The organism is Hansschlegelia quercus (assembly GCF_004310425.1).
GTDB lineage: Bacteria > Pseudomonadota > Alphaproteobacteria > Rhizobiales > Methylopilaceae > Methylopila > Methylopila quercus.
Genome location: NZ_SIUB01000003.1, coordinates 186532 through 210619, shown reverse-complemented (window position 1 = coordinate 210619; position 24088 = coordinate 186532). Strand labels below are relative to the sequence as shown.

Here is a 24088-nt window from a genome sequence, read left to right as displayed (position 1 = left end):
CCCTCACCCTTACCGTCTCCCGCAAGCGGAATAGGGCCTAGTGATACCTACCCGTGCTTGATCATCACATGCCGCACGGCCGTGTAGTCCTCGAGCGCATAGGCCGACAGATCCTTGCCATAGCCGGACTGTTTTAGGCCGCCATGCGGCATCTCGCTGACCAGCATGAAGTGCGTGTTGATCCAGGTGCAGCCGTACTGCAGCCGTGACGCGACGGTCATCGCCTTGCCCACGTCCTTGGTCCAGACCGAGCTGGCGAGCCCGTAATCGCTGTCGTTCGCCCAGGCGATGGCGTCTTCCGGGTCGCTGAAACGCGTGACGGAGACGACCGGGCCAAAGACCTCGCGGCGGACAATCTCATCCTCCTGCCGGGCGCCGGCGATCACCGTCGGCTCGTAGAAGAAGCCGCCGTCGCCGGATTTCTTGCCGCCGGCCGCGATCTCGATGTGTGAAAGCTCGGACGCCCGCTCGACGAAGCTCGCGACCCGGTCGCGCTGGCGGCCCGAGATGAGCGGGCCGATCTCGTTCTTCGAGTCGTCCGGATCGTTGAAGACGAGGCTGGAGGCCGCGGAGGAGAGGTCCGCCACGAGCCGGTCGTAGATCTTCTCGCCGGCATAGACCCGGCAGGCGGCCGTGCAATCCTGCCCGGCGTTATAGAACGAGAAGGCGCGAAGGCCGTTCACGACCTCGTCGAGATCGGCGTCGTCGAACACGATGACGGGCGCCTTGCCGCCGAGCTCGAGATGGGTGCGCTTCACGGTCTTCGAGGCCGCCTGCAGGACCTTCTTGCCGGTCGCGACGTCGCCGGTGATCGAGATCATGTCGACGCGGGGATGGTTGATCAGCGCATTACCGACGCTCTCGCCACGGCCGAGGATGATGTTGACGACCCCCTCGGGGAGGATGTCGGCGAGCAGCTTCGCCATCTTGAGCGCGGTGAGCGGCGTCTGCTCGGACGGCTTGAAGACCACCGTGTTGCCGCCCGCGATCGCCGGCGCGAGCTTCCACGCCATCATCATCAGCGGGTAGTTCCACGGCGCGATCGAGGCGACGACGCCGATCGGGTCCCGGCGGATCATTGAGGTGTGGCCGGCCATGTATTCGCCCGCGACGGCCGCGTGCATGTTGCGCACCGCGCCGGCGAAGAACCGCCAGCAATCGACGATCGCCGGCATCTCGTCGTTCAGCACGGCGTTGATCGGCTTGCCGCAGTTCAGCGATTCCAGCGCGGCGAAGCCTTCAGCGTCCTTCTCGATCGCGTCGGCGATCTTGAGCAGATAAGCCGAGCGCTCGCCCGGCGTCGTGCGCGCCCAGCTCTTGAAGGCGGTCGAGGCGGAAGCGACGGCGGCTTCCACCTGCGCCGGCGAGGCCTCGGGCAGCGCTAGGATCTCGGCGCCGGTCTTCGGGTTCAGCACCTTCTCTTCGGTCTCGGTCCCGGCCTCGAAGGCGGAGCCGATCAGCATCGCGGTGTCCATGGGACGTCTCCTTGGTGGGGCTATTTTCCGGCGGCGGCGGCGGTCTGCTCGTCCGCGCCGGTGAGATAGAAGGCGAGCAGGATGGGGATGAAGGTCACGGCGATCACGACCAGCGCGACCACGTTGGTGACAGGGCGCTGACGCGGGCGGATCAGCTCCTCAAGCATCCAGAGCGGGAGGGTCTGCTGCTGGCCTGCCGTGAAGGTCGTGACGATGACTTCGTCGAAGGACAGCGCGAAGGCCAGCATGCCGCCGGCGAGGAGCGCCGTGCCGACATTCGGCAGGACGATATGGCGGAAGGTCTGAAAGCCGGTCGCTCCGAGGTCCATCGAGGCTTCGACCAGCGAGCCGGACATCCGCCGCAGCCGCGCGACGGCGTTGTTGTAGACGACGACGATGCAGAAGGTCGCGTGGCCGACCACGATCGTCCAAAACGAGAAGGGGATCTCGAAGGTCGCGAAGGCGGAGCGGAGCGCGATGCCGGTGATGATGCCGGGCAGCGCGATCGGCAGGATGACCAGCAGCGAGACCGCGTCGCGCCCGAAGAACCGGCTGCGGGCGACCGCCATCGCGGTCAGCGTCCCCAGGATCAGCGCGAGGATGGTGGCGACGGCCGCGACGCGGAGCGAGAGGGTGAGCGCGGCCCAGACGTCCGTTCGCTCCCAAGCCACGCCGAACCATTTGAGAGTGAGCCCCGGCGGCGGCCAGACGAAGCTGCGCTCTTCAGTGGTGAAGGCGTAGGCCACGATCACCAGCAGCGGCGCGATCAGGAAGGCGAGGCCGAGCCCCGCCGCGATTTTCACCGCCAGCGACCCTTCAGAGCGCATCGAAGGCTCCAAGGCGGCGGGCGATCGCGAGGTAAACGCCCATGATGAGGATCGGCACCACCGTGAAGGCGGCCGCGAGCGGGATGTTGCCAGCCGTGCCCTGCTGCACGTAGACGGCCTGCCCGATGAAGTAGCGGCCGGAGCCCACGATCTGCGGGATGATGTAGTCGCCGAGCGTCAGCGAGAAGGTGAAGATCGAGCCGGCCACGACGCCCGGCATCGCTAAAGGCAGGATGACATGGCGGAAGGTCGCCCACGGTGTCGCGCCGAGATCGGCCGAGGCCGCGATGAGCCCGCCCGGCACGCGCTCCAGCGCCGCCTGCGTCGGCAGGATCATGTAAGGCAGCCAGATGTAGAGGAAGACCAGGAAGGTCCCGATATAGCTCGTCGAGAGCGACGGGCCGCCGATCCCGGGCAGCGCGAGCGCCCAGTCGAGCACCGGCGTTAGCCCGACCTTGGCGAAGGCCCAGGTGAGGATGCCCTCGCGCGCCAGCATGAGCTTCCAGGCGTAGACCTTGACCAGGTAGCTCGACCACAGCGGCAGCATGACCGCGAGGTAGAACGCCGCCTTCCACGCCCCGCGGCAGTAGCGCGCCGCGACATAGGCGATGGGGAAACCCACGATCGCGCTCGCGACGCTGACGCAGGCCGCCATGGCGACGGTGCGGACGATGATGTCGAAGTTCGCCGGCTGGAACAGCTCCGCGTAGGTCGCGAGCGTGTAGTCCTCGACGATGAGGCCGGAAAACTCCTCGAGCGAGAAGAAGCTCTGCCGCAGGAGAGTCGCGAGCGAGCCGAGATAGACGATCGCCAGCCAGAGCAGCGCGGGGGCGAGGAGCAGCAGGACGGCGAGCTTCGGCGCGCGCCACAGGCCGTCGCTCAAACGCCCGGTCAGGCTGCGCGGCGGGGGCGCGATGGCCTCGGCGACGCTCATCCCGCCGGGCCCTCGATGAAGTGCAGCGCGCTTTTGTCGAAAGCGACCGCGACCCGCCCGTCGCTCGGCGTCGCGAACGCTCCGGCCGGCATGATGGCGTGAAGCGAGACGTCCGGAAGCGTGACGGCATAGCGCGTGGTCGCGCCGAGATAGCTTTCCGCCGTCACCTTCCCGACCAGCGCGCCATTCGCGCCGGTCGGGGCCGAGAGCCTGATCTGTTCCGGCCGCAGGCTCGCCCAGCGCGCCTCGCCCGCCGTGGCCTGCACGAAAGACGGCGGCAGCACGTTGGACGAGCCCACGAAGTCCGCGACGAAGGCGTTGACCGGACGCCGGTAGATCTCCTGTGGCGGCCCGACCTGGACGACCTTGCCGTCATTGAACACAGCGACGCGATCCGCCATCGAGAGCGCCTCGCTCTGGTCGTGGGTCACGAACACGAAGGTGAGGCCGAGGCTGCGCTGCAGCGTCTTCAGCTCCTCCTGCATGTTCTCGCGGAGCTTCAGGTCGAGCGCGCCGAGCGGCTCGTCGAGCAGCAGCGCCTTCGGGCGGTTGACGATGGCGCGGGCGAGCGCGACGCGCTGGCGCTGGCCGCCTGAAAGCTCGGCTGGCTTGCGGTCGAAGAAGTTCGGCAGCCGCATCAGCGCCAGCGCCTCTTCCGCGCGCTTCCTGCGCTCCGCCTTCGCGACCTTCTTCAGCATCATGGAATAGGCGACGTTCTCACCGACGCTCATATGCGGGAACAGCGCGTAGTCCTGGAACACGGTGTTCACCGCGCGCCGGTAAGGCGGGACGTTGGTCGCGTCTTCGCCGAAGATCATGACCTTGCCGGCGTTCGGGCGTTCGAAGCCGGCGATGACGCGCAGGCAGGTCGTCTTGCCGGAGCCCGAGGGGCCGAGCATCGCAAAGAACTCGCCCTCGGCGATCTCGAGATCGACCTCGTCCATCGCCCGCGTCGCTCCGAAATGGCGCGACACGCGTGCGAGCGAGATGGCGGGAGTCGCGGTCATAGGCAGTCTTTCGTGGATGACGCGAGCTCGCGCCGGACACTCCGCGGTCATCCGGAGCTCTCCGGGATCCGTTTCCGCCGCCCTCGCCTCGTCAGGCGAGCGGCGTGCTTATGGGTTCCGGCGCCGCGCCCGGAATGACTCGAGAATCAGATGGCGAGCGGCGCTCCGGTCCGCGGGCTTGGCCCTACTTCCCCATCACCGCGATGTAGTCCGACACCCAGCGAGAATACGGCACGCAGGTCTTGTCGCCGCACTTCGCGGTCGGCGTGCGCCAGAACTTGATCTTCTCGAAATTGTCGAAGCCGTTGGTCGCGCAGCCCTCGGCGCCGAGCAGTTCGTTGCCCTTGCACGCCGCCGGCGCGGAGGGCACGGAGCCGAACCACGCCGCGAGGTCGCCTTGCGTCTTCGGCGAGATCGAGTGCTCCAGCCATTTGTAGGCGCAGTTCGGGTGCTTGGCGTCGGTCGCGAGCATGGTCGTGTCCGCCCAGCCGGTCGCGCCCTCCTCCGGGATGGTGGACGCCACCTTGCGCTTGTCGGCGACCAGCGTGTTGACCTGGAACGGCCACGAGCTCGAGGCGACGACGCCTTCGGTCTTAAAGTCGTCCACCTGCACCGCCGCGTCGTGCCAGTATTTCGCGACCAACGCGCGCTGGCCCTTCAGCAGATCGAGCGCGGCCTCGTACTGCTTGTCGGTCAGGGCGTAGGGATCCTTGATGCCAAGCTCGGGCTTTTTCGCCATCAGATAATTGGCGGCGTCGGCGATGTAGATCGGCCCGTCATAAGCCTGCACGCGACCCTTGTTCGGCTTGCCGTCGGGAAAGTCCTGCGGCTCGAAGACCACCGCCCAGCTCTTCGGCGCCTCCTTGAAGACGTCCGTGTTGTAGAGCAGCACGTTCGGGCCCCATTGGAACGGCACGCCGTAATGCTTCCCACCGACCGTGTGCCACGGCGCGTCCTTCAGCCGGTCGTCGACCGTCTTCCAGCTCGGGACGAGGTCGGTGTCGATCGGCTGAACCTTCTTGCCGGCAACCAGGCGCAGCGACGCGTCGCCGGAAGCGGTCACGAGGTCAAAGCCGCCCTGGTTCATCAGGGTCACCATCTCGTCGGAGGTGGCGGCGGTCTTCACGTTGACCTTGCAGCCGGTCTCCTTCTCGAAGCCAGTGACCCAGTCATAGGCTTTGTCGGTCTCGCCGCGCTCGATGTAGCCGGGCCAAGCGACGATGCTGACCTCTCCTTCACCCGCGCCGACCTTTGTCATGGCAGCGAAAGCGGCGTTCTGAGAGGCGAGAAGGGCGATCGCGGCGAGCGCCGCCGTAGTCCGGGATGCTGAAGGCGTCATGGCGTCTCTCCGGAACGGGGAATGTCGTGCCTATAAAGTCAGCGTAGCCACGAAAGCAGCAATCGCAAATTCAAAAAACCGAACGCTGCTATCGGCTCACCCGATAGCAATCGGCCGCGTCTTCTGCTCCCGCCCGAAGCGGGCGAGCGCGATAAAGTCCTGCGCCGCCTGCGGCAGCGTCGATCCGCGACGCCACGCGACGCCGACCTGGATGACCGGCAGCGGCTCGATCAGCCTGCGGCTCTCGATGCGGTCGCCTTCCAGCGACCACGGGCGGTAGAACAGATCCGGCAGCAAAGCGACGCCTGCGCCGGTTGCGACCAGGCTGCGGACCGCCTCGACCGAGCGGGTGCGGAATGCGATCTCCGGTCGGACGCCGAGCGCCGCCAGCAGCCGCTCCGTCCCGTCCTCGAACTCGTCGACGGACAGCGCGATGAGCTTTTCGCCCTGAAGCGCGGCGGCAGGGGCGCTTTCGGCCTCGGCGAGCGGGTGACCGATCGGCAGCCAGAGCCGATGGGACGAACTCTCGACGATCTCGATCTGCAACGCGCTGTGGTCGCGCCGCGGCGAGACCTCCATGACCGCGACGTCGAGCTCGCCGCCGATCAGCAGATGCTCGAGATAGTCGCCGCCGTCCTCGATCGCCCTTAGCGCGACGGAGGGATGGGCGCGCCGATAGCGCTCCAGCAGGTCCGGCAGCACATAGCCCGCGACCAGCGACGTCACGCCAAAATTAAGCGCCCCGCCGCTTTCCGCAGTCCGTTCGGCCAGGCCGTGCCTGGCGTCCGCGACAGCGCTGAGGATGCGCCGCGCGTGCCGCTCGAACTGCCGGCCCTCATAAGTGACGACGAGTCCGCGCGGGCGCCGCTCGAACAGCAGCACGCCGAGATCGGCCTCGAGCGCTTTGATCGCCTCCGTCATCGCGGACTGTGAAACGCTGAGCTCCTGCGCGGCGCCGGACACGGTGCCGCCCTCCGCGACCGCGACGAAATAGCGAAGCTGGCGAAGGGTGAAGCTCATCTCGGCGCGCACCATTCCACGGGCGAAGGCCCCCGCGAAAGGGCCGCAGCGCCCGAATCGCGTAAAGCTCGGGCCCATGGAGACGACGCTCTACGCGCCCGTAAAAGCCTTCCTGGAAATGCTCGGTTATTCCGTGAAGGGGGAGGTCGGCAATTGCGACCTCGTCGGGCTGAAGGAGGGCGAGCCGCCTGTTGTCGTGGTCTGCGAGCTGAAGAAGAGCTTCAATCTCGAGCTCGTGCTGCAGGCGGTGGACCGCGCCGCCGCCTGCGACGAGGTCTGGATCGCCGCCGCCATGGCGTCGCGCGGCGTTGGGCATGACCGCCGCTTCCGCGCGCTCTGCAAACGGCTCGGCTTCGGCATGCTGGGCGTCTCGAGCGCCGGCGCCGTCGAGATCCTGGTGAGCCCGGTCGCGCCCGCGCCGCGCCGCGACCCGCGCCGTCGCTCTCGCCTTGTCGACGAACACCGCCGCCGCAAGGGCGACCCGACGGCCGGCGGCGGAAATCGCGCGCCGATCATGACCGCCTATCGCCAGCAGGCGCTCATCTGCGCCGCAGCCCTCGTCGCCGGGCCTTTGCGCCCGCGCGACCTCAGGCCGGCCGCCCCCGACGCGCTCAAGATCCTAGCCCGCAACGTCTATGGATGGTTCGAACGCGCCGAACGCGGCGTCTACGCGCTGACCCCCGTCGGACGCGAAGCGCTGGCCCGCTGGCCCCAGGAGCCGGCGAAAATGTCGAGGGAGATGTCAGAAGCTTGAATTCGGGAGGCTGGTGGAGCCGAGGGGAATCGAACCCCTGACCTCTGCAGTGCGATTGCAGCGCTCTCCCATCTGAGCTACGGCCCCGCGTCCCGAAGGCGCGCCATTTACGGGGGGCGCCTGAGTCCTGTCAAGGAGAAGCGGCGGCTCGAGACCGGCCGCGCTTGCGGGGCGCTCGCACGGCCGATATGTCTCCAGCCGTCACACTCTGCGAGAAGGCATCACAAGACCGCATGCGCGCGCTCCTCGACGTCGTCCTCCTCGCCCTCCAGCTCTACACCTGGCTGCTGATCGCCTCCGCCATCCTGTCATGGCTGATCGCGTTCAACGTCGTGAACACCCGCAACAGCGTGGTCTCGGCGATCTGGGACTTCCTCTACAGGGTGACGGAGCCGCTGCTGAGGCCGATCCGCAACTCGCTGCCGAACCTTGGCGGGATCGACATCTCGCCCATCATCCTGCTGCTGATCATCTTCCTGATCGAGCGGGTGATCGTGCTGTACCTCTACCCGAACGTGTTCTGACCGGGCGGCCGATCAAGGTCGCCACGTTCCCCGCTCGCCTGAAAGCTCGCGGTCGAGGAAAAACGCCGCGCTGATCAGCGCAAGATGGGTGAGCGCCTGCGGAAAGTTGCCGAGGTGCCCGCCGTCGAGGCCGATCTCCTCGGCGAACAGGCCGACATGGTTGGCGTAGCCCAGGATCTTCTCGAAGGCGGTGCGCGCCTCGTCAAGCCGCTCGGCCCTGGCGAGGCATTCGACGTACCAGAACGAGCAAGCCGTGAAGGCGCCCTCCCGACCCTTCAGCCCGTCCTCGCCGCGGTAGCGGAACACCAGCGCGTCGTCGGACAGCTTGTGGCCGATGGCGTCGAGGGTCGCGAGCCACTTCGGGTCGCGGGCGCCGAGGAAGCGGACGAGCGGCATCAACAGCATCGCGCCGTCGAGGTCCTTGGAGCCGCGGCTCTCGACGAAATGGCCGAGCTCCTCGTCCCAGAAGTTCGTCCAGATGTCCTTGTGGATCTCGTCGCGGCACGCGGTCCAGCGCGCGATCGGCGCCGGCAGCGAGCGCTTGCTCGCGAGCCTCAGCGCCCGGTCGACGGCGACCCAGCACATCAGGCGGGAGTGCAGGAACTCGCGCGGCTCGCACCTGATCTCCCAAATGCCGGCGTCGGCGCTCTTCCAGTGGTCGCAGACGTGCTCGACGATCTTGCAGGTCGCCCTCCAGCCGTCCGCCGACATCGCGCGCCCGTATTTGTCGGCGAGATAGGCCGCGTCGAGCAGTTCGCCGTAGATGTCGAGCTGGATCTGGTCGACCGCCTTGTTGCCGATCCGGACCGGCCGCGCCCCGCCATAGCCCGCGAGATGATCCAGCTCGATCTCCTCGAGCTCCCTGCCGCCGGTCGGCCCGTACATGATCGAAAGCCGGCCGTCATTCTCTTCGAGACGCTTGGCGATCCAGGCCATGAAATCCACCGCCTCGTCATGGAAGCCGAGGCGGACCAGCGCGTAGACTGTGAAGGAGGCGTCGCGGATCCAGGTGGCGCGATAATCCCAATTGCGCTCTCCACCGGGAGCTTCCGGAAGGCCGAAAGTCGGCGCCGCCACGATCGAGCCATGGTCGCGCGTGGTCATCAGCTTGAGCGCGAGCGCCGAGCGCATCACCGTCTCGCGCCAACGGCCCTTATACGTGGACTGGCCGGCCCAGCGCCGCCACCAGGCGACGGCGGAGGCGAGCGCGACCTCGGCCGCCTCGCCGAGCGGCGCGTCGCCCTCACCGCCGTCGAGCACGAACCAGGCGACCTCGCCCTTCTTCAGCGTGAAGCTCGCCGTAGCGTCGCCGCCGCGACGTGCGCGCAAAGGCGCGTCGGAGGTGAGGCGCAGATCGGCATGGCGCGATTTGAAGATGACCGAGTCGCCTTTCTTGCGCGCGACGCCGCGAGAGCGGGCGTAATCGAAGCGCGGGCTGCATGAGGCCTCGAACCGGACTTCGCCGCGGGTGGCCTCGACGCGGCGGAGGATGTGCGGCTCGCCGCCATCGACGCCGCGCTGCGGGCGCATGACGTCGGTGACCTCCGCGCTGCCGTCCTCGGCGAGCCAGCGGGTAAGAGCGACATTGGTGTCGGGTAGATAGATCTGCATTGTGCGCGCCCCGCGTAGCACCGGTCGGATCACGAACTCGCCGCCCTTCTCGGGGTCGAGCAGCGAGGCGAACACCGTCGGGCTGTCGAAGCGCGGCCAGCACAGAAAGTCGATCGCGCCTTCGCGCGAGACGAGCGCAGCCGTCGACATGTCGCCGATCAGCGCGTGGTCTTCGATCGCGACCGGCGGACGCCGCGCGCGCCGCTCAGCCATTCCCGCGGAATTCCGGATAGAGCGTCATGCCGCCGTCGACCGTGATCGTAGTCCCGACCACATAGTCGGCGAGATCGGACGCCAGCCAGACGGCTGCGTTCGCGACATCCTTGGCGACGCCGATGCGGCCGTAGGGGATAAGCTTCAGCAGCGCCTTCGCCGCCTCCCCTTGCGTCTCCTGCTCGTTGATCGCGGTGCGGATCGCGCCGGGCGCGATCGCGTTCACACGGATGCCCTCCTGCGCATATTCCTGCGCAAGGGTCTTCATCATCAGCATGACGCCGCCTTTCGACGCCGCGTAGTTCACGTGGCCGGCCCAGGGAATGACCTCGTGGACGGAGCTCATGCAGATGAGTTTTCCCAACGCCTTCGAGACGTCGCGGCGGCCTTGCGCGCGGAACTGCCGGATCGCGGCGCGGGCGCAGAGGAACTGGCCGGTAAGGTTGACGTCGATGACCTTGCGCCAGTCGTCGAGCGTCATCTCCGCGGCGCCGGAATCCTTCTGCATGCCGGCGTTGGCGACAACGATGTCGATCGCGCCGTACCGCCACACAGTCTCGGCGAACAGCGCGCCGATCTCGGCCTCGTCGGAGACGTCGGCCTTGATGGCGAAGGCCTCGCCGCCGGCGTTCGTGATCGTCGCGACGACTTCGTCGGCGGCCTCCGGCTGCGAACGGTAATTCACAGCGACTTTGGCGCCGGCGGCGCCCATGGCTTCAGCCACCGCGCGCCCGATTCCCGAGCTCGCGCCGGTCACGATCGCGACCTGCCCTTCGAGCGAAATCTTCATTCGGAACTCCGCGCGCGAAAACGGGCGGACGCTCACGCGCCCGCCCGTCAGTAAAAGATCAATCCGCTCAGGCGGCCTTCTTGTTCGCGCTCTTGTTCGCGCTCTCGGCGATCTGGCTCAGAAGCGCGTCGGCCTTCTTCTCTTCCTCGAGCGTCTGCTCCAGAAGCTTCGCCGCATCGGCATGGCCGAGCTGCGTCGCCCAGGTCCTGAGCATGCCGTAGCGCGCGATCTCGTAATGCTCGATCGCCTGCGCGCAGCCGATGAGGACGGCGTCGGCGGCGTCGGTCTCGCCGAAGTCCTCAAGGTCCTCCTCCATCTCGGAGGTGATGCCCTGCATGGCTTCACAGGTCTTGGCGCGCGGCGCCTTACCGATGATCTCGAACACCTGCTCGAGGCGCGTCACCTGACCGGCGCTCTCTTCCTGATGATTCTGGAACGCGGTCTTGAGCTCCTCGCTCTTCGCCGCCTTCGCAGACTTCTTCAGCGCCTTCACCGACTGCTTTTCGGCGTAATAGACATCCTTCAGCGTTTCGTAGAACGCGTCGCTCAGGGTTTTCTGCGCGGCCATCGGCACGTCTCCTCGCTTGTGGGCGCGTTCGCGGCCGCGCCCTTCCGCGTGCCTAACGGCCGCCGCCGCGAATCGTTCAGCGGGAGTCTAGTTCCCGCGGAAGATCTCGCGTTTTCCGGCATGGTTGGGCTGACCGACGATGCCCTCCTGCTCCATCCGCTCCATGATCGAGGCCGCGCGGTTGTAGCCGATCTGGAGGCGGCGCTGGATGTAGGAGGTCGAGGCCTTGCGGTCGCGCAGGACCACGGCGACGGCCTGGTCGTAGGCGTCGCCGCTCTCCTCGCCAAAGTCGCCGGCGTCGAACACAGCGCGCTCGTCGCCTTCGGATTCCTCGACGACCATCTCCTCGTCGTCGGCGGTGACCGCGTCGAGATATTCCGGGCGTCCCTGAAGCTTCAGATGGTCGACGACCTTCTCGACCTCGGCGTCGGAGCAGAACGGTCCGTGCACGCGGGCGATGCGGCCGCCGCCCTGCATGTGCAGCATGTCGCCCTGCCCGAGCAGTTGCTCGGCGCCCATCTCGCCGAGAATGGTGCGGCTGTCGATCTTGCTGGTCACCTGGAAGGAGATGCGGGTCGGGAAGTTCGCCTTGATCGTGCCGGTGATGACGTCGACCGAGGGGCGTTGCGTCGCCATGATGATGTGGATGCCGGCCGCGCGCGCCATTTGGGCCAAGCGCTGGATGGCGCCCTCGATGTCCTTGCCGGCGACCATCATCAGGTCGGCCATCTCGTCGACGATGACGACGATGTAAGGCAGCGCGGTGAGATCCATGACCTCGTCTTCATAGGTCGGCTGGCCCGTCTCGCGATCGAAGCCGGTTTGCACCTGCCGCGTCACGGTCTCGCCGCGCGCCATCGCCTCGCCGGCGCGGGCGTTGAAGCCGTCGATGTTGCGGACGCCGAGCTTCGACATCTTGCGGTAGCGGTCCTCCATCTCCCGGACCGCCCATTTCAGCGCGATCACCGCCTTCTTCGGATCGGTGACGACCGGGGTCAGAAGGTGCGGGATGCCCTCATAGACCGAGAGCTCCAGCATCTTCGGATCGACCATGATGAGGCGGACCTTCTCCGGCGGGTGCTGGTAGAGGAGGCTGAGGATCATGGTGTTGATCGCGACCGACTTGCCGGAGCCGGTGGTGCCCGCGACCAGAAGATGCGGCATCTTCGCGAGATCGGCGATCACCGGTTCGCCGCCGATCGTCTTGCCGAGGCACACCGGCAGCTTGTGCTGCGTCTCAGTGAAGGCCGGGCTTTCCAGCAGCTCGCGCAGGAACACGGTCTCGCGGGTCCGGTTCGGCAGCTCGATGCCGATGACGTTGCGGCCCTCGACCACGGCGACGCGAGCGGATTTCGCGCTCATCGAGCGGGCGATGTCGGAGGCGAGGGCGATGACGCGGCTCGACTTCACGCCGGGCGCCGGCTCCAGCTCATAGAGCGTGACCACGGGGCCTGGATTGGCGTCGATGATCTCGCCGCGCACGCCGAAATCCTGCAGCGTCTGCTGGAGCTTCACGGAATTCTTCTCGAGCGCCTCCTCGGAGAGCTCGGCGCTCGGCTCGCTCTCCTGCGGAAGGCTGAGCAGATCGAGCGGCGGGAGTTCGTAGATGTCCGAGAACGGGCGCGCGGCCGGGCGGGGAGCGGACACGACCGACGCCGCGGGCGTCGGCCGCGCGGCGACCGCGGGCTGCTCGACTCGCGCAGGCTGCGGCTCGGGCACGGGGACGGGAGCGACGGGCGCTTCCACGGACTCCGGCTCCTGGCTCGCGCGCTTCGCGATCAGCGGAGCGGGGCGGACGACCTTCGGCGACGGCGTCTTCGGGGCCGCGGGCTCCGCCCAGCCGAAACTGCTGCGGTAGGTCACGGGCGCGAAGCTCGCAAAAGGTTGCCCGAGCGAGCCGGTGATCGGCGACGCTACCGTGTCCTGCGCCTCACCCCCGCGGCTCTCATCGGACTCCGGGGCATTGTCCTGGCTAGCGGCGCGCGGCGGCGTCGCGGGCTCGCCGACGCGGATGGCGGTCGCGAGCCTGCGCAGCGTCGCGGGCGTCTCGCCGACCGGACGCGGCTCTCCCGCGAAGCTCATGTGAGACATCGCCTCGGCCGCGACGTCCGGCTCCATCGGCTGTGCGGATTCCGGGATCTCCGCGAGACGGTGCCGGCCGCGCAGGATGCTGTCCGGCGTGCGGGTGAAGCGTGCGTTCGGGCCGCTCGCGAAGGGCTTCAGCCAGCTCGGAATCATGTCGGCGGGCGCGCCCGGAGACGCGGCGACCTCGTCACGCTCAGCCGCGCGGCGCTCGCGTAACACCCGGTCGGGCGTGCGGACCGAGCGCACCAAAGGCGGCGCTTCCCGCCTGTTCGCCGCCTCGGCGGCGTCTTCGGAAACAGGCGGACGGCCGGAAAAACGCATGTCTGCTCACCCTGTGGAAGCGGCTCCGCAGCCGCTTTCGACGGAGGCAATTAACGAAGCTCAGCGTTAAGGAAGGGTGGATCGATCCGCAAAAGAACGTAGCGGGCTGTGGATCGTAGCCGGCAAGTTCAGCGCTCGACTATGCTGGCGAAGGCGCATGGCGATGCGGCCCGCAGTCAAGCCGCGAGTCGGTCACGTCGCTAGAAGCAGAGAGTTCAGGCCGTTTTGTCGACCGTCTCGCCGACGCCGGACTGCGTCAGCGCCTTGGTGGTCTCGGCGGATTGCTGAACGAAGTTCGCCATCAGCTGCTGCTGGTCGTTGGCGATCTTGAGCGCGGCTACGGAAAAGCCGTCGCGGGTCGACTGCGCAGATGTTGCAACGGCGGATGCGGCGAGCGAGCTGACGTCCATGGGCTGATGGCCTCCGATCAGGGACCATTGCGTGGACAAGACTAACAGGGCGTGAAGGGCCGAGCGCGCTCGACCGAAATGATCAACGAAGCGTTAACGCGTCGGGACCGGATGCTCGCCGCGATAGTCGTAGAAGCCGCGCTGGGTCTTCCGGCCGAGCCAACCTGCCTCGACATACTTCACCAACAACGGACACGGACGGTACTTCGAATCCGCGAGGCCGTCGTGGAGCACCTGCATGACCGACAGGCAGGTGTCGAGGCCGATGAAATCGGCGAGCTGGAGCGGACCCATCGGGTGGTTCGCGCCGAGCCGCATCGCTGTGTCGATCGCATCGACCGAACCGACGCCTTCGTAAAGCGTGTAGATCGCCTCGTTGATCATCGGCAGCAGGATGCGGTTGACCATGAAGGCTGGAAAATCCTCGGAGACCGCGACGGTCTTGCCGAGCTTGGCGATCAGGTTCTTGGAGCTCTCAAAGGTCTCGTCTTCGGTCGCGATGCCGCGGATGAGCTCGACGAGCTGCATCACCGGCACCGGGTTCATGAAATGGATGCCGATGAAGCGCTCCGGCCGGTCGGTCGAGGCGGCGAGCCGCGTGATCGAGATCGACGACGTGTTCGTCGCGAGCATCGCCTCAGGCTTCAGCTTCGGGCAGAGCTCGGAGTAAATCTTTCGCTTGGTCTGCTCGTCCTCTGTCGCGGCCTCGATCACGAGGTCGCAATCAACCAGCTCCTTGAAGTCCGAAGAGGTCGCGATGCGCTTGAGAGCGGCCTCGCGGTCGGCGTCGGTGATCGCGCCCTTGCCGGTCTGACGCTGCATGTTGGCGTTGATGAGCTCGACGCCGGCCTTCGCCTTGTCCTGGCTGACGTCGTTCAGGATGACGTCGCAGCCCGCGAGCGAAACCACGTGGGCGATGCCGCTGCCCATCTGTCCGGCGCCAACAACGCCGATCTTGCGAATATCCGTCGGCATGATGATCGTCCGACCGTCCTTGCTTGACTCGCGCGGGGGGCATTTCCCCGGCGCGGCCGGATATTACGTACCGCGTCGCACAAAGCCAGACTTTAGGCCGCGGCTCCTACCAAAGTCTGGCATGCCACGTCAGCGCTTCGCCTTCGCCAGTTCTTCCTTGAGCTCGGGCACGGCGGTGAAGAGATCCGCCACCAGGCCGTAATCGGCGACCTGGAAGATCGGGGCCTCCTCGTCCTTGTTGATCGCCACGATGACCTTCGAGTCCTTCATGCCGGCGAGATGCTGGATCGCGCCGGAAATGCCGAGCGCCAGGTAGAGCTGCGGCGCGACCACCTTGCCGGTCTGGCCGACCTGCTGGTCGTTCGGCGCGTAGCCTGCGTCAACGGCAGCCCGGCTCGCGCCGATCGCGGCGCCGAGCTGGTCCGCCAGCGGCTCGATGACTTCCTTGAACTTTTCCGCCGAACCCAACGCGCGGCCGCCGGAGACGATGATCTTGGCGGAGCCAAGCTCGGGCCGGTCCGACTCCGTCAGCGCCTCGCCGACGAAGCTCGATAGACCCGGATCGCCGGCGGCCGAAACCTCCTCGATCGCGGCCGAGCCGCCCTCGCCCGCGGCGGCGAAGGCCGCGGTCCGCACGGTCACGATCTTCTTGGCGTCGGTCGAACGAACCGTCTGCAGGGCGTTGCCGGCATAGACCGGACGCTCGAACGTATCCGGCCCCTCGACCTTCGAGATGTCGGAGATCTGCATCATGTCGAGCTTGGCCGCGACGCGGGGCAGGATGTTCTTGCCCGTGGTCGAGGATGAGGCGACGAGCGCGTCGTAGCCGTCGATCAGGCCGAGCAGCAGGTCGGTGAAGGGCTCGGCGAGGCCGTGGGCGTATTGCTCGCCGGAAGCGACGAGCACTTTCTCGACGCCGTCGAGCTTCGCAGCCTCGGCGGCCGCGCCTTGCGGCGCACGGCCCGCAACAAGGATATGGACCGGCGACCCGATCTGCTTGGCGGCCGTCAGCGCCTTCGCCGTAGCGTCGCCGAGATGGTCTTCGTGGTGGTCGGCGAGAAGCAGAGTCGCCATGGTCAGATCACTCCCGCTTCGGCCTTGAGCTTCTCCACGAGTTCGGCGACCGAGCCGACCTTAGCGCCGGCCTGCCGCTTTGGCGGCTCCGTGGTCTTCAGGATCTCAAGGCGCGGTTTCACGTCCACGCCGAGATCGGCCGCCGACTTCTCGTCGAGGGGCTTCTTCTTGGCTTTCATGATGTTCGGCAGCGAGGCGTAACGCGGCTCGTTGAGGCGCAGGTCGGTCGTCACCACCGCCGGAAGCTTCAGCGAAACCGTCTGCAGGCCGCCGTCGACTTCGCGGGTGACGTTCACCTTGCCGTCGCCGGGCTCGACCTTCGAGGCGAAGGTGCCCTGCGGCCAGCCCAGCAGCGCGGCCAGCATCTGGCCGGTCTGGTTGCAGTCGTCGTCGATCGCCTGCTTGCCGAGGATGACGAGCTCCGGCTTCTCTTCCTCGACGATCTTGGCGAGGATCTTGGCCACGGCGAGCGGCTCGGTCGGGCCGTCGGTTTTCACCAGGATGCCGCGGTCGCCGCCCATCGCGAGGCCGGTGCGGATGGTCTCGGCAGCCTGCGCCGGGCCGATCGAGACGACCACGATCTCGGTCGCCTTGCCGGCCTCCTTGAGGCGCAGCGCTTCTTCGACGGCGATCTCGTCGAAGGGGTTCATCGACATTTTGACATTGGCGAGCTCGACGCCCGAACCGTCCGGCTTCACGCGGATTTTGACGTTGTAGTCGACGACTCTCTTGACCGGCACCAGCACCTTCATCGGGTCGTCCACCTCAGAAAATTTGATCGCGCCTGACGGGCCGAGCGGCCCGCGCGAGAGGCCGCGCTCGCGGCCGGAACGCCCGCGCTTCGCTTGAAGAAATTATGCCGCGCGGAGCGGCGGACAGTAGGAGGCGGCCCGAACCCAAGTCAACGCTCGCAGGTGCAGCATAAGGTCTTACGACGCAGGTCCGTGGGCGGGTCCGCCGCGAGCGGACAGCCAGTCAGGCCGAGCCTTCCGCCGGCCCTTCGCCCCGTCGGCGGATGCGCGCGCGCAGTTCGTGGTCGAACAGGCCGACATCCGGACGCTTCAGTGCGGCGACCAAAACGGCGCCCGTGAGGAAGCCGCCGACATGCGCCCAGAACGCGACCTGCTGCTCGCCCGCAATCAACGCGTTGCCAAGTTGGAAGACGACCCACGCCCCGATGATCCAGAACGCCCGCAGCCTCAGCGACAGCACGTAGAACACCAGCACCCACACCTTGAGCTGCGGATGCAGGATGACATAGGCGGCGACGACGCCCGCAACCGCGCCCGAGGCGCCGACCAGCGGCGCATCCGGGTTTGTCGCGCCGAGCGCATGCGCCACGCCGGCCCCGACCCCGCACATGATCAGGAAGATGGCGTAGCGGACATGCCCGAGGTCCTCCTCGACATTGTCGCCGAAGGCGCGGAGGAACAGCAGGTTGCCGACGAGATGCAGCAGCCCGCCATGCAGGAACAGCGAGGTGACCAGCGTCGCCCAGGCGGGCACGACGGCGTAGCCGTCGGGCAGCACGGCTTCGGAGAACAGGACGCTCGGGATCAAGCCGAAGGAAACGACGGCTTCAGGGTGAGGGGGGAACAGCCAGTCCGACTGGAAGATCACCCAGATCATCGTGCAGACGGCCATAAAACCGTAGGTCACCCACGGCCTGCCGATGCGGCGGACCGGAGTGTCGTCCAGGAGGGGGACGAACATCGGCTCAAGGCTTTCGTCGTTACCGAGCAGGGGCGCTCTCGTCTAACGCCGAATATGTGCGGCCGGCGGTTTTCCTCCAAGACCTCCAAGGCCGGAGGCCGACGATAGACTCGTCAGCGTGTCTTTCCGGGCGCCCAAAGCACATCGCCTTGCGCGAGATTAGCGACCCGCGCCGCGACGAACAGATAGTCCGACAGCCGGTTCACATAGGACAGCGTCGCCTGCGAGACGGTTTCGCGCGCAGCGAGCGCCGTCATCAGCCGCTCGGCGCGACGGGCGATCGTCCGGGCCATGTGGAGATTAGCGGCCAGCGGCGTGCCTGCCGGCAGGACAAAGGACTTCAGCGGCTCCAGCCGCGCGTTCAGCGCGTCGATATCATGCTCGAGCCGCTCGACCTGGCTCGCCACGATCCGCAGCGGCTCATAGCCGAGATCCGCGCCGTCATCAGGCGTCGCGAGGTCGGCGCCGAGGTCGAACAGTTCGTTCTGGATGCGCGCGAGCGTCTCCTCGATCTCCGGCGCGGCCCCGGAATGGAGGCGCGCGAGGCCGATCGCGGCGTTGGTCTCGTCGACGGCGCCGAAGCTGTCGACCCGCAGATCGTGCTTCGCGCGGCGGGGCCCGGCGGCGAGCCCGGTCGTGCCGTCGTCGCCAGTGCGCGTGTAGATCTTGTTGAGCTTGACCATCTCAGCGCCCCATCACCCACAGCGTGATCATGATCAGCACGATCGCGCCGAACTGAAGGATCACGCGCCAGCGCATCAGCTTCTGGGACGTGTTGGAGTCGCCGCCGCGCATCATGTTCCAGAGGCCGAGCAGCAGCACCACCGCCACGGCGCCGACGGCGATCGGCACGGCGAAGTTCGCGAGAAAGGCGGACATGCGGCCTCTTAGGCGTTGAGGAACAGGATCGCGGCGTTGAGCGCGCAGGCATAGCCGACCCAGGCGAGATAAGGCGCCAGCAGCCACGCCGCGACGGCGTCGACCGCGCGGAAGCGCAGGATCGTCCAGACAATCGCGGGGATCAGCAACACGATGTCGACAAGCCCGAGCGCCGGGCTATGCGCGGAGAAAAAGGCGAACGACCATCCAATGTTGAGCGCGAGCTGGACGCCAAAGGCGATCAGGGCCCGACGCTTGGGCTCTCCCGAGCCGAGCACGAGCACGCGCCAGAGCGCGATCGCCATCAGCGCGAACAGCAGCGACCAGGCGATGGGGAAGGCGAGGTTCGGCGGATTGAAGAAAGGCTTCTCGAGACCCTCGTACCAGGGCGTGATGTTCGGCCGGGTCGCCGCCGAGCCGAGCTGGACGGCGGCGAAGCAGACGAGCGTGGCGGCGGCGAGCTTCAGCAGCGAGCCGGGCGCGACCCAGGACGGCTGACGGCTCGCCGCATTCACGTCCGTACGCCCTCCGCGGTCACCTCAGCCTCCGGCGGCTCGCGGTCGGGCTTCGGCGGAACCTCGCCGTAGATCACGGCCTCGAATCCGCGCAGGCGCTTATAGACCGAGAGCAGTTCGACGATCTGCGTCCAGGAGTTCACCAGATATTGGAATGACGAGCTGACCTGCTCGAACGCGCCCGCGATCTGCTGCAGCAGACCAAGCGTCAGCCGCCCGGCGACGATGCTCGGCGCAAGCGCGACATAGATCATGATGCTGTCTGCCTGCAGGTAGAAATAGCGGGCGACGTTGAAATACATGTAGTGGAAGTAAAGCCGGAAATAATTGGTCCGGACATGGGAGAACAGCTCCCACAGGGTGGGCGGCTGGGCCCGGCCGGGATCGTCCTCGCCATAGACGAGCTCCTTGCGGTAGGCCGCCTCCACGCGCTGATTGCGGAACTCCAGCCCGGGTAGCTTCACGCCGACGGTCGCGAGCAGCACGGTGCCGAAAAGCGCCCAGCCGATCGCGAGGAACACCAGCGGATAAGGGATCGCGCCGACGATCGGCAGCTCGGAGACTGCGCCGGACAATCCCATGAGAACCGGCAGGAACGCGATCAGCGTCATGACGCTATCCACGAGGCTGACGCCGAGCGCCTCCACCTGGGTGGAGAACCGCATCGTGTCTTCCTGCACGCGCTGCGAGGCGCCCTCGACCTCGCGGAGCCTCGGCCAATGCTCCGTGTAGAACTCGGTCATCGCCGTGCGCCAGCGGAAGATGTAGTGCTGGACGAAGAAGCGCGTCAGCACGGCGACAGCGATCGCGATCATGGCGATGCCCGCGAACTGAGCGAGCCCGCTATAGACCTCTTCAATCCCGACGGGGCGCGATTTCGCCAGCGCCGCCTGGATGACGTCGAAGAACGGTCCGCGCCAAGCGTTGATCGCGACGCTGACCTCGACCTGAAAGTATGTGACGAAGATGATCAGCGCCGAGCCGAGGATCGACCACGCCGCCCAGCGGTGCGGGGCGATCGTCATCCAGGCGCCGGCGAACAGGCCGACGGCCACCACGTAATAGGCGTAGAACCAGAGAAAGGGGCCGGTGAGGAACACCTGCGGCCCGATGACCGGCGCTGCGTCCGGCGCGGGATAGCTCAGGCCGATCGCCGCGCCGAGTTGCGATCCTCCGGCGAACCAGACCGCCGTGACGAAGGCGGTCCAGAGCGCCGCCGACAGGAAGAACACGCGGGGATTGGGAAAGAAGGATACGAACATGGGGCGAGCCGGCTCCTGAGCGCGAGGCCGGCGAGCGTTAGACCCCGCGAACGGCCGCGGCAAGTTACGAGCGGTTCACCACGTCGGACGCATCGCTGAGGGCAGGACGCGTCCGACGCCCGGCCGGTGCCGGCTCAGGCGTTGCCGGCGGTCTCTTCGGCGCGGGCGCGGTAAAGCGCCGCAAAGTCGACGGGGTCGATCATCAGCGGGGGGAAGCCGCCATTGCGCACCGCATCCGCCACGATCTGGCGGGCGAACGGGAACAGCAGGCGCGGGCACTCGATCATGACGACCGGATGGATCTGCTCCTCGGGGATGTTCACGACGCGGAACACCGCGCCATAGGTGAGGTCCACGTGGAAGATCAGCGTGTCGCCGTCCTTGGCCTGGCCCTCGAGCGCGAGCTCGACCTCGAAGTCGTTCTCCCCGACCTTGCGGGCGTTGACGTTGACCTTGATCTCGATGTTCGGCGAGCTCTCGCGCGGCTGCAGCGAACGCGGCGCGTTCGGGTTCTCGAACGACAGGTCCTTGGCGTACTGCGCGAGCACGTTGATGGCGGGCGCCTTGTTGTCGGCGGGCGCGCCGTTGTTGCTGGCCATGCGTCTCTCTCAGGCTCGCGGAACACGGCGCTCAGGGACGAGGCCGCAATTTGCGCGGGGCGTAGCACGAGGCTTCACGCCCCCGCAAGGCGATGAGAGGAGGGCGTCAAGCGTCCCGGCGCGGAACCTCGGCGGTCTCGCGCCACTGCCCGCGATCGAGTTCGAGCACGTCGCCGCGCGCAGTGCGCGTCGAAGCGGGCGCAGGCTGCGGGCGGAGCGGCGGCGCGCCGCCGATGAGGCGGCGAAGCCTCGCGCGCACCTCAGGCACGAGCGCCAAAACGCCAATGACGTCGGTGACGAAGCCGGGGATCGCAAACAGCAGGCCAGCGAGGCCACGCATCGAGCGAGAACTATCAAGCGCGAAGGAGACGAAGCCGCCGGCGGTGCGCGCCCGCGCTTTGGCCTCCGTCAAAAGGGAGCCGAGCATCGCGAAGCCGATGAGCGAGATGGCGAGCTGGAGAAGCACCGCCTTCCCGAGGCCGATCATGCCCGCCACCGCCACGAAGGCGACCAGTTCGAGCACAGGCAGAAGCAGGATGAGGCCGAGCAGACGGGGCATGACGTATCCGTGAAGGTCCTTTGAAGCGGAGGGCCGCAACCCTCATCTGGTGACGCTGCTATACGCCATTCAAGGACATGCCCGCAGCGAGCCGACTGGAATCGCGGGCCGGCTTGATCACATAGTAAGGCGCGCCGGCGTGATCGCGTTCCCCGCGGCCGCCCACGACGCGAACCAAGTGCGAGACGAGATGAGCGACGGCTTCGACATTTACACGATCATCATTCTCGTCCTGGCGGTGTTCATCTTCCTCCGGCTGAGATCGGTGCTCGGCACCCGCACCGGCAATGAGCGGCGCCCAAGCGACCCGCTCGTCGGGCGGCCCACGCCGACGCCTGCCTCCGACAAGGTCGTGCCCCTGCCACAGCGGAATTCTGAGCCCGTCCCGCTTGATCCGGACGCTGAGCCCGCGGCCGACCGCTGGGCCGGCGTGGCGACCGCCGACGGAGAGGTCGCCCGCGGCCTCGACCAGATAGCCGCCGCCGAGCGCGGCTTCGACGCCCGCGGCTTCGTGACCGGCGCCCGTAGCGCCTACGAGATGATCGTCACCGCCTTCGCCACCGGCGACCGCAAGACGCTGAAGCCCCTGCTCGCCCGCGACGTGTTCGAAAGCTTCTCCGCCGAGATCGCCGCCCGCGAGAGCCGTGGCGAGACGGTCGAGTCGAGCTTCGTGTCGATCGACAAGTCCGAAATCACCGCCGCCGAAGTCGCGGGCAAGAACGCCCAGATTACCATGCGCTTCGTCTCCAAGCTGATCTCCGTCACGCGCGACAAGAACGGCGCCGTGATCGACGGCGACCCCACCGAAATCGCGGATCTCGTCGACGTCTGGACCTTCGCGCGGGAGGTGAATGCCCGCGATCCTAACTGGCGGGTGATCGCCACCTCCGCGATCTGACGGACCGGCGATGCGCGGTTTGGCGACCGCCGCGCTTTTGGCTTCGGCGCTCATGATTGGCGTCGCCCGAGCGGAGGAGCCGCGCCCCGTAGCCTTCGCCGATCTTCCGGGATGGGCCGCGGACGACCACGCCGCGGCGCTCGCGGCGCTCAAGGTCTCCTGCGGCGGAGTGGACCCCCAGGCGCCGAAGCTTCGGGAAGGCGTACCCGACGGCGCCGCCCTCACCCAGGTCTGCGCGCGCGCAGCCGCCGTCCCGCCGGAAGCCGCACGATCGTTCTTCGAGGACATCTTTCAGCCGGTCCTGATCGGCCGCGGGCGGCTGACGGGCTATTACGAGCCGGAAATCGAGGGCTCGCTGAAGCCGGACGGCCGGTTCGACACGCCGCTGCTGGCGCGGCCAGATGATCTCGTCTCGCTCGACCCCGGCGTCGTGGCCTCCGGCCTGCCCGCCGGTCTCAGCGCCGCGCGGCGCACCGCAGCTGGGCTCGAGCCCTTTCCGACACGGGCGGCGATCGAAGACGGGGCGCTTGCCGGGCGCAGGCTCGAACTCCTTTACGCCGACCGGATCAACGCCTTTTTCACCCACGTGCAGGGCTCGGCCCGCGTGCGGCTCGCCGACGGGACCGCGCTCAGGATCGCTTATGACGGCAAGAACGGATGGCCTTTCACCGCCATCGGGCGGCTGCTCGTCGAGCGCGGGATCATGACGCCGCAGACGGCGACGATGGCGTCGATCCGCGCCTGGCTTGCGGACCACGAGGCCGAGGGGCGCGAGCTGATGCGGCAGAACAAATCGTACATCTTCTTCCGCATCGATCGATCGCTCCGGCCCGAGGACGGTCCGCGTGGCGCACAGAAGACGCCGCTGACCGCCGGCCGCAGCCTCGCCGTCGATCAGACGCTGTGGCCCTATGGCCTTCCGGTTTTTGTCGCAGGTCGCGCGCCGGACGGCGCCGATCTCCACCGGCTGCTGGTGGCGCAGGACACCGGCTCCGCCATCCTCGGCCCCGCCCGCGGCGACCTGTTTGTCGGCTCGGGCGACCAAGCGGGCGCGATCGCCGGAGCGATGCGCGACGAAGCCGACTTTTATGTTCTGCTTCCGAAGATCGAGACGGCGCGATGACGGGTCGCCGCCGACGCGTTGTCTCGGAGGCCGAGCTGGCGCTCTGGACCAAGGTCGTCGAGAGCGTAAAGCCGATGCCCGGCCGACGGCGCGCCAAGGCCGAGCCACAGCCGGCCGCGGCGCCGCCGGAGGTCCCCGCTTCCGAAAAGCCGCAGGCCGCGCCGAAGCGGTCATCGCCGCCACCGAAAGCAGCGACGCCCGTCGCGCCGAAGCCGCCGCCGCTGGCGCCGCTCGAACCCCGGATGCGCCGGCGGCTCGCACGCGGCGTGGTCGCGGTTGACGCCCGCATCGACCTGCACGGCCTTCGCCAGGACGAGGCGCATCGCCGCCTCGCGTCTTTCCTTCTCGGCGCGCAAGCGGGAGGCGCGCGCGTTGTGCTGGTGATCACCGGCAAGGGCCGGCCTTCCGCGGAGGGGACGCTTTTCGGCGAAGAGCGCGGCGTCCTTCGTCGCTCGGTCCCTCTATGGCTGAGCTCGCCCGCGGCGCGGCAGGTCGTCATAGGCTACGAGGAGGCCGACCCGGTTCATGGCGGCGGCGGAGCGCTTTACGTGCGCATCCGTAAGGCGGCCTCGAAGCGGTAGCTCTCGGCCGATCGTCATCCGATCAACTTACC

The 24088-nt window shown here is 67.5% G+C and carries 26 protein-coding genes and 1 tRNA gene; 5 read left to right on the top strand and 22 right to left on the bottom strand.

Annotation, left to right across the window (positions count from 1 at the left end):
* Window positions 1-47: 47 nt before the first annotated feature.
* The 6 genes from EYR15_RS07990 to EYR15_RS07965 form a co-directional block, all read right to left on the bottom strand.
* Window positions 48-1475, bottom strand: a complete 1428-nt coding sequence (locus EYR15_RS07990) for a gamma-aminobutyraldehyde dehydrogenase (RefSeq protein WP_131002822.1) — start codon at window positions 1473-1475, stop codon at window positions 48-50.
* Window positions 1476-1495: 20 nt separating this feature from the next.
* On the bottom strand, window positions 1496-2302 hold the full coding sequence (locus EYR15_RS07985; protein ID WP_131002820.1) for an ABC transporter permease: 807 nt from the start codon (window positions 2300-2302) through the stop codon (window positions 1496-1498).
* On the bottom strand, window positions 2292-3236 hold the full coding sequence (locus EYR15_RS07980; protein ID WP_131002818.1) for an ABC transporter permease: 945 nt from the start codon (window positions 3234-3236) through the stop codon (window positions 2292-2294). Before EYR15_RS07980 ends, EYR15_RS07985 begins: the two co-directional genes overlap by 11 nt.
* The gene (locus tag EYR15_RS07975; protein ID WP_131002816.1) at window positions 3233-4243 is read right to left on the bottom strand and encodes an ABC transporter ATP-binding protein; all 1011 of its coding nucleotides are present in this window, start codon (window positions 4241-4243) and stop codon (window positions 3233-3235) included. The genes EYR15_RS07980 and EYR15_RS07975 overlap by 4 nt, the downstream gene beginning before the upstream one ends.
* Before the next feature lie 184 nt (window positions 4244-4427).
* Complete coding sequence (locus tag EYR15_RS07970) at window positions 4428-5582, bottom strand: ABC transporter substrate-binding protein (protein WP_131002814.1); 1155 nt, start codon at window positions 5580-5582, stop codon at window positions 4428-4430.
* A 96-nt stretch (window positions 5583-5678) separates the two neighbouring features.
* Window positions 5679-6602 carry a LysR family transcriptional regulator gene (locus tag EYR15_RS07965; protein WP_131002812.1) on the bottom strand — a complete coding sequence of 308 codons (924 nt, stop codon included), beginning with the start codon at window positions 6600-6602 and terminating at the stop codon, window positions 5679-5681.
* A gap of 76 nt (window positions 6603-6678) precedes the next feature.
* Here EYR15_RS07965 and EYR15_RS07960 point away from each other — a divergent pair, with 76 nt between their 5' ends.
* A complete protein-coding gene (locus EYR15_RS07960) occupies window positions 6679-7356 on the top strand; it encodes a DUF2161 domain-containing phosphodiesterase (RefSeq protein WP_131002810.1) in 678 nt (225 codons plus the stop codon).
* 11 nt (window positions 7357-7367) lie between these two features.
* On the opposite strand, the gene EYR15_RS07955 is transcribed toward EYR15_RS07960, so the two are convergent.
* A tRNA-Ala gene (locus EYR15_RS07955) sits at window positions 7368-7443 on the bottom strand.
* A gap of 146 nt (window positions 7444-7589) precedes the next feature.
* Here EYR15_RS07955 and EYR15_RS07950 point away from each other — a divergent pair.
* Entirely contained in the window at window positions 7590-7880 is a 291-nt protein-coding gene (locus tag EYR15_RS07950; RefSeq protein WP_131002808.1) for a YggT family protein, read from the top strand.
* A gap of 12 nt (window positions 7881-7892) precedes the next feature.
* On the opposite strand, the gene EYR15_RS07945 is transcribed toward EYR15_RS07950, so the two are convergent.
* From EYR15_RS07945 to EYR15_RS07875, 15 genes are all read right to left on the bottom strand, one after another.
* Complete coding sequence (locus tag EYR15_RS07945; protein WP_131002806.1) at window positions 7893-9704, bottom strand: glycoside hydrolase family 15 protein; 1812 nt, start codon at window positions 9702-9704, stop codon at window positions 7893-7895.
* A complete protein-coding gene (locus tag EYR15_RS07940; protein WP_131002804.1) occupies window positions 9697-10494 on the bottom strand; it encodes a glucose 1-dehydrogenase in 798 nt (265 codons plus the stop codon). The genes EYR15_RS07945 and EYR15_RS07940 overlap by 8 nt, the downstream gene beginning before the upstream one ends.
* Window positions 10495-10561: 67 nt before the next feature.
* Window positions 10562-11062, bottom strand: coding sequence for a YciE/YciF ferroxidase family protein (locus EYR15_RS07935; protein WP_131002802.1), 501 nt, complete (start codon window positions 11060-11062; stop codon window positions 10562-10564).
* An 87-nt stretch (window positions 11063-11149) separates the two neighbouring features.
* Window positions 11150-13468 carry a DNA translocase FtsK gene (locus tag EYR15_RS07930; RefSeq protein WP_131002800.1) on the bottom strand — a complete coding sequence of 773 codons (2319 nt, stop codon included), beginning with the start codon at window positions 13466-13468 and terminating at the stop codon, window positions 11150-11152.
* 215 nt (window positions 13469-13683) lie between these two features.
* Window positions 13684-13878 (bottom strand): hypothetical protein, encoded by a 195-nt coding sequence (locus tag EYR15_RS07925; protein ID WP_131002798.1) that lies wholly within the window; start codon window positions 13876-13878, stop codon window positions 13684-13686.
* A 93-nt stretch (window positions 13879-13971) separates the two neighbouring features.
* Window positions 13972-14853 (bottom strand): 3-hydroxybutyryl-CoA dehydrogenase, encoded by an 882-nt coding sequence (locus EYR15_RS07920; protein ID WP_131002797.1) that lies wholly within the window; start codon window positions 14851-14853, stop codon window positions 13972-13974.
* A 129-nt stretch (window positions 14854-14982) separates the two neighbouring features.
* Window positions 14983-15927 (bottom strand): electron transfer flavoprotein subunit alpha/FixB family protein, encoded by a 945-nt coding sequence (locus tag EYR15_RS07915; RefSeq protein ID WP_131002795.1) that lies wholly within the window; start codon window positions 15925-15927, stop codon window positions 14983-14985.
* 2 nt (window positions 15928-15929) lie between these two features.
* Entirely contained in the window at window positions 15930-16679 is a 750-nt protein-coding gene (locus EYR15_RS07910) for an electron transfer flavoprotein subunit beta/FixA family protein (protein WP_131002793.1), read from the bottom strand.
* Window positions 16680-16902: 223 nt separating this feature from the next.
* The gene (locus EYR15_RS07905; RefSeq protein ID WP_131002791.1) at window positions 16903-17640 is read right to left on the bottom strand and encodes a rhomboid family intramembrane serine protease; all 738 of its coding nucleotides are present in this window, start codon (window positions 17638-17640) and stop codon (window positions 16903-16905) included.
* Window positions 17641-17753: 113 nt separating this feature from the next.
* Window positions 17754-18323, bottom strand: a complete 570-nt coding sequence (locus EYR15_RS07900; protein ID WP_131002789.1) for a cob(I)yrinic acid a,c-diamide adenosyltransferase — start codon at window positions 18321-18323, stop codon at window positions 17754-17756.
* A 1-nt stretch (window position 18324) separates the two neighbouring features.
* A complete protein-coding gene (locus EYR15_RS07895; RefSeq protein WP_131002787.1) occupies window positions 18325-18519 on the bottom strand; it encodes a twin transmembrane helix small protein in 195 nt (64 codons plus the stop codon).
* 8 nt (window positions 18520-18527) lie between these two features.
* Window positions 18528-19034: a TspO/MBR family protein gene (locus EYR15_RS07890; RefSeq protein WP_245498208.1), complete on the bottom strand. Its 507-nt coding sequence runs from the start codon at window positions 19032-19034 to the stop codon at window positions 18528-18530.
* The gene (gene sbmA, locus EYR15_RS07885) at window positions 19031-20296 is read right to left on the bottom strand and encodes a peptide antibiotic transporter SbmA (protein WP_131002786.1); all 1266 of its coding nucleotides are present in this window, start codon (window positions 20294-20296) and stop codon (window positions 19031-19033) included. The genes EYR15_RS07890 and sbmA overlap by 4 nt, the downstream gene beginning before the upstream one ends.
* Window positions 20297-20430: 134 nt before the next feature.
* On the bottom strand, window positions 20431-20895 hold the full coding sequence (gene secB, locus EYR15_RS07880; protein WP_131002784.1) for a protein-export chaperone SecB: 465 nt from the start codon (window positions 20893-20895) through the stop codon (window positions 20431-20433).
* 106 nt (window positions 20896-21001) lie between these two features.
* On the bottom strand, window positions 21002-21454 hold the full coding sequence (locus EYR15_RS07875; RefSeq protein ID WP_131002782.1) for an FxsA family protein: 453 nt from the start codon (window positions 21452-21454) through the stop codon (window positions 21002-21004).
* 190 nt (window positions 21455-21644) lie between these two features.
* Between EYR15_RS07875 and EYR15_RS07870 the strand changes: the two genes are divergently transcribed.
* Genes EYR15_RS07870 through EYR15_RS07860 form a run of 3 tightly spaced genes read left to right on the top strand, consistent with a single transcriptional unit; the run spans window position 21645 to window position 24056 of the window.
* Window positions 21645-22352, top strand: a complete 708-nt coding sequence (locus EYR15_RS07870) for a Tim44/TimA family putative adaptor protein (RefSeq protein WP_131003277.1) — start codon at window positions 21645-21647, stop codon at window positions 22350-22352.
* Window positions 22353-22362: 10 nt separating this feature from the next.
* Window positions 22363-23475 carry a murein transglycosylase A gene (gene mltA, locus EYR15_RS07865; protein ID WP_131002780.1) on the top strand — a complete coding sequence of 371 codons (1113 nt, stop codon included), beginning with the start codon at window positions 22363-22365 and terminating at the stop codon, window positions 23473-23475.
* On the top strand, window positions 23472-24056 hold the full coding sequence (locus EYR15_RS07860; protein WP_131002778.1) for a Smr/MutS family protein: 585 nt from the start codon (window positions 23472-23474) through the stop codon (window positions 24054-24056). Before mltA ends, EYR15_RS07860 begins: the two co-directional genes overlap by 4 nt.
* The last annotated feature ends 32 nt before the right edge of the window (window positions 24057-24088 follow it).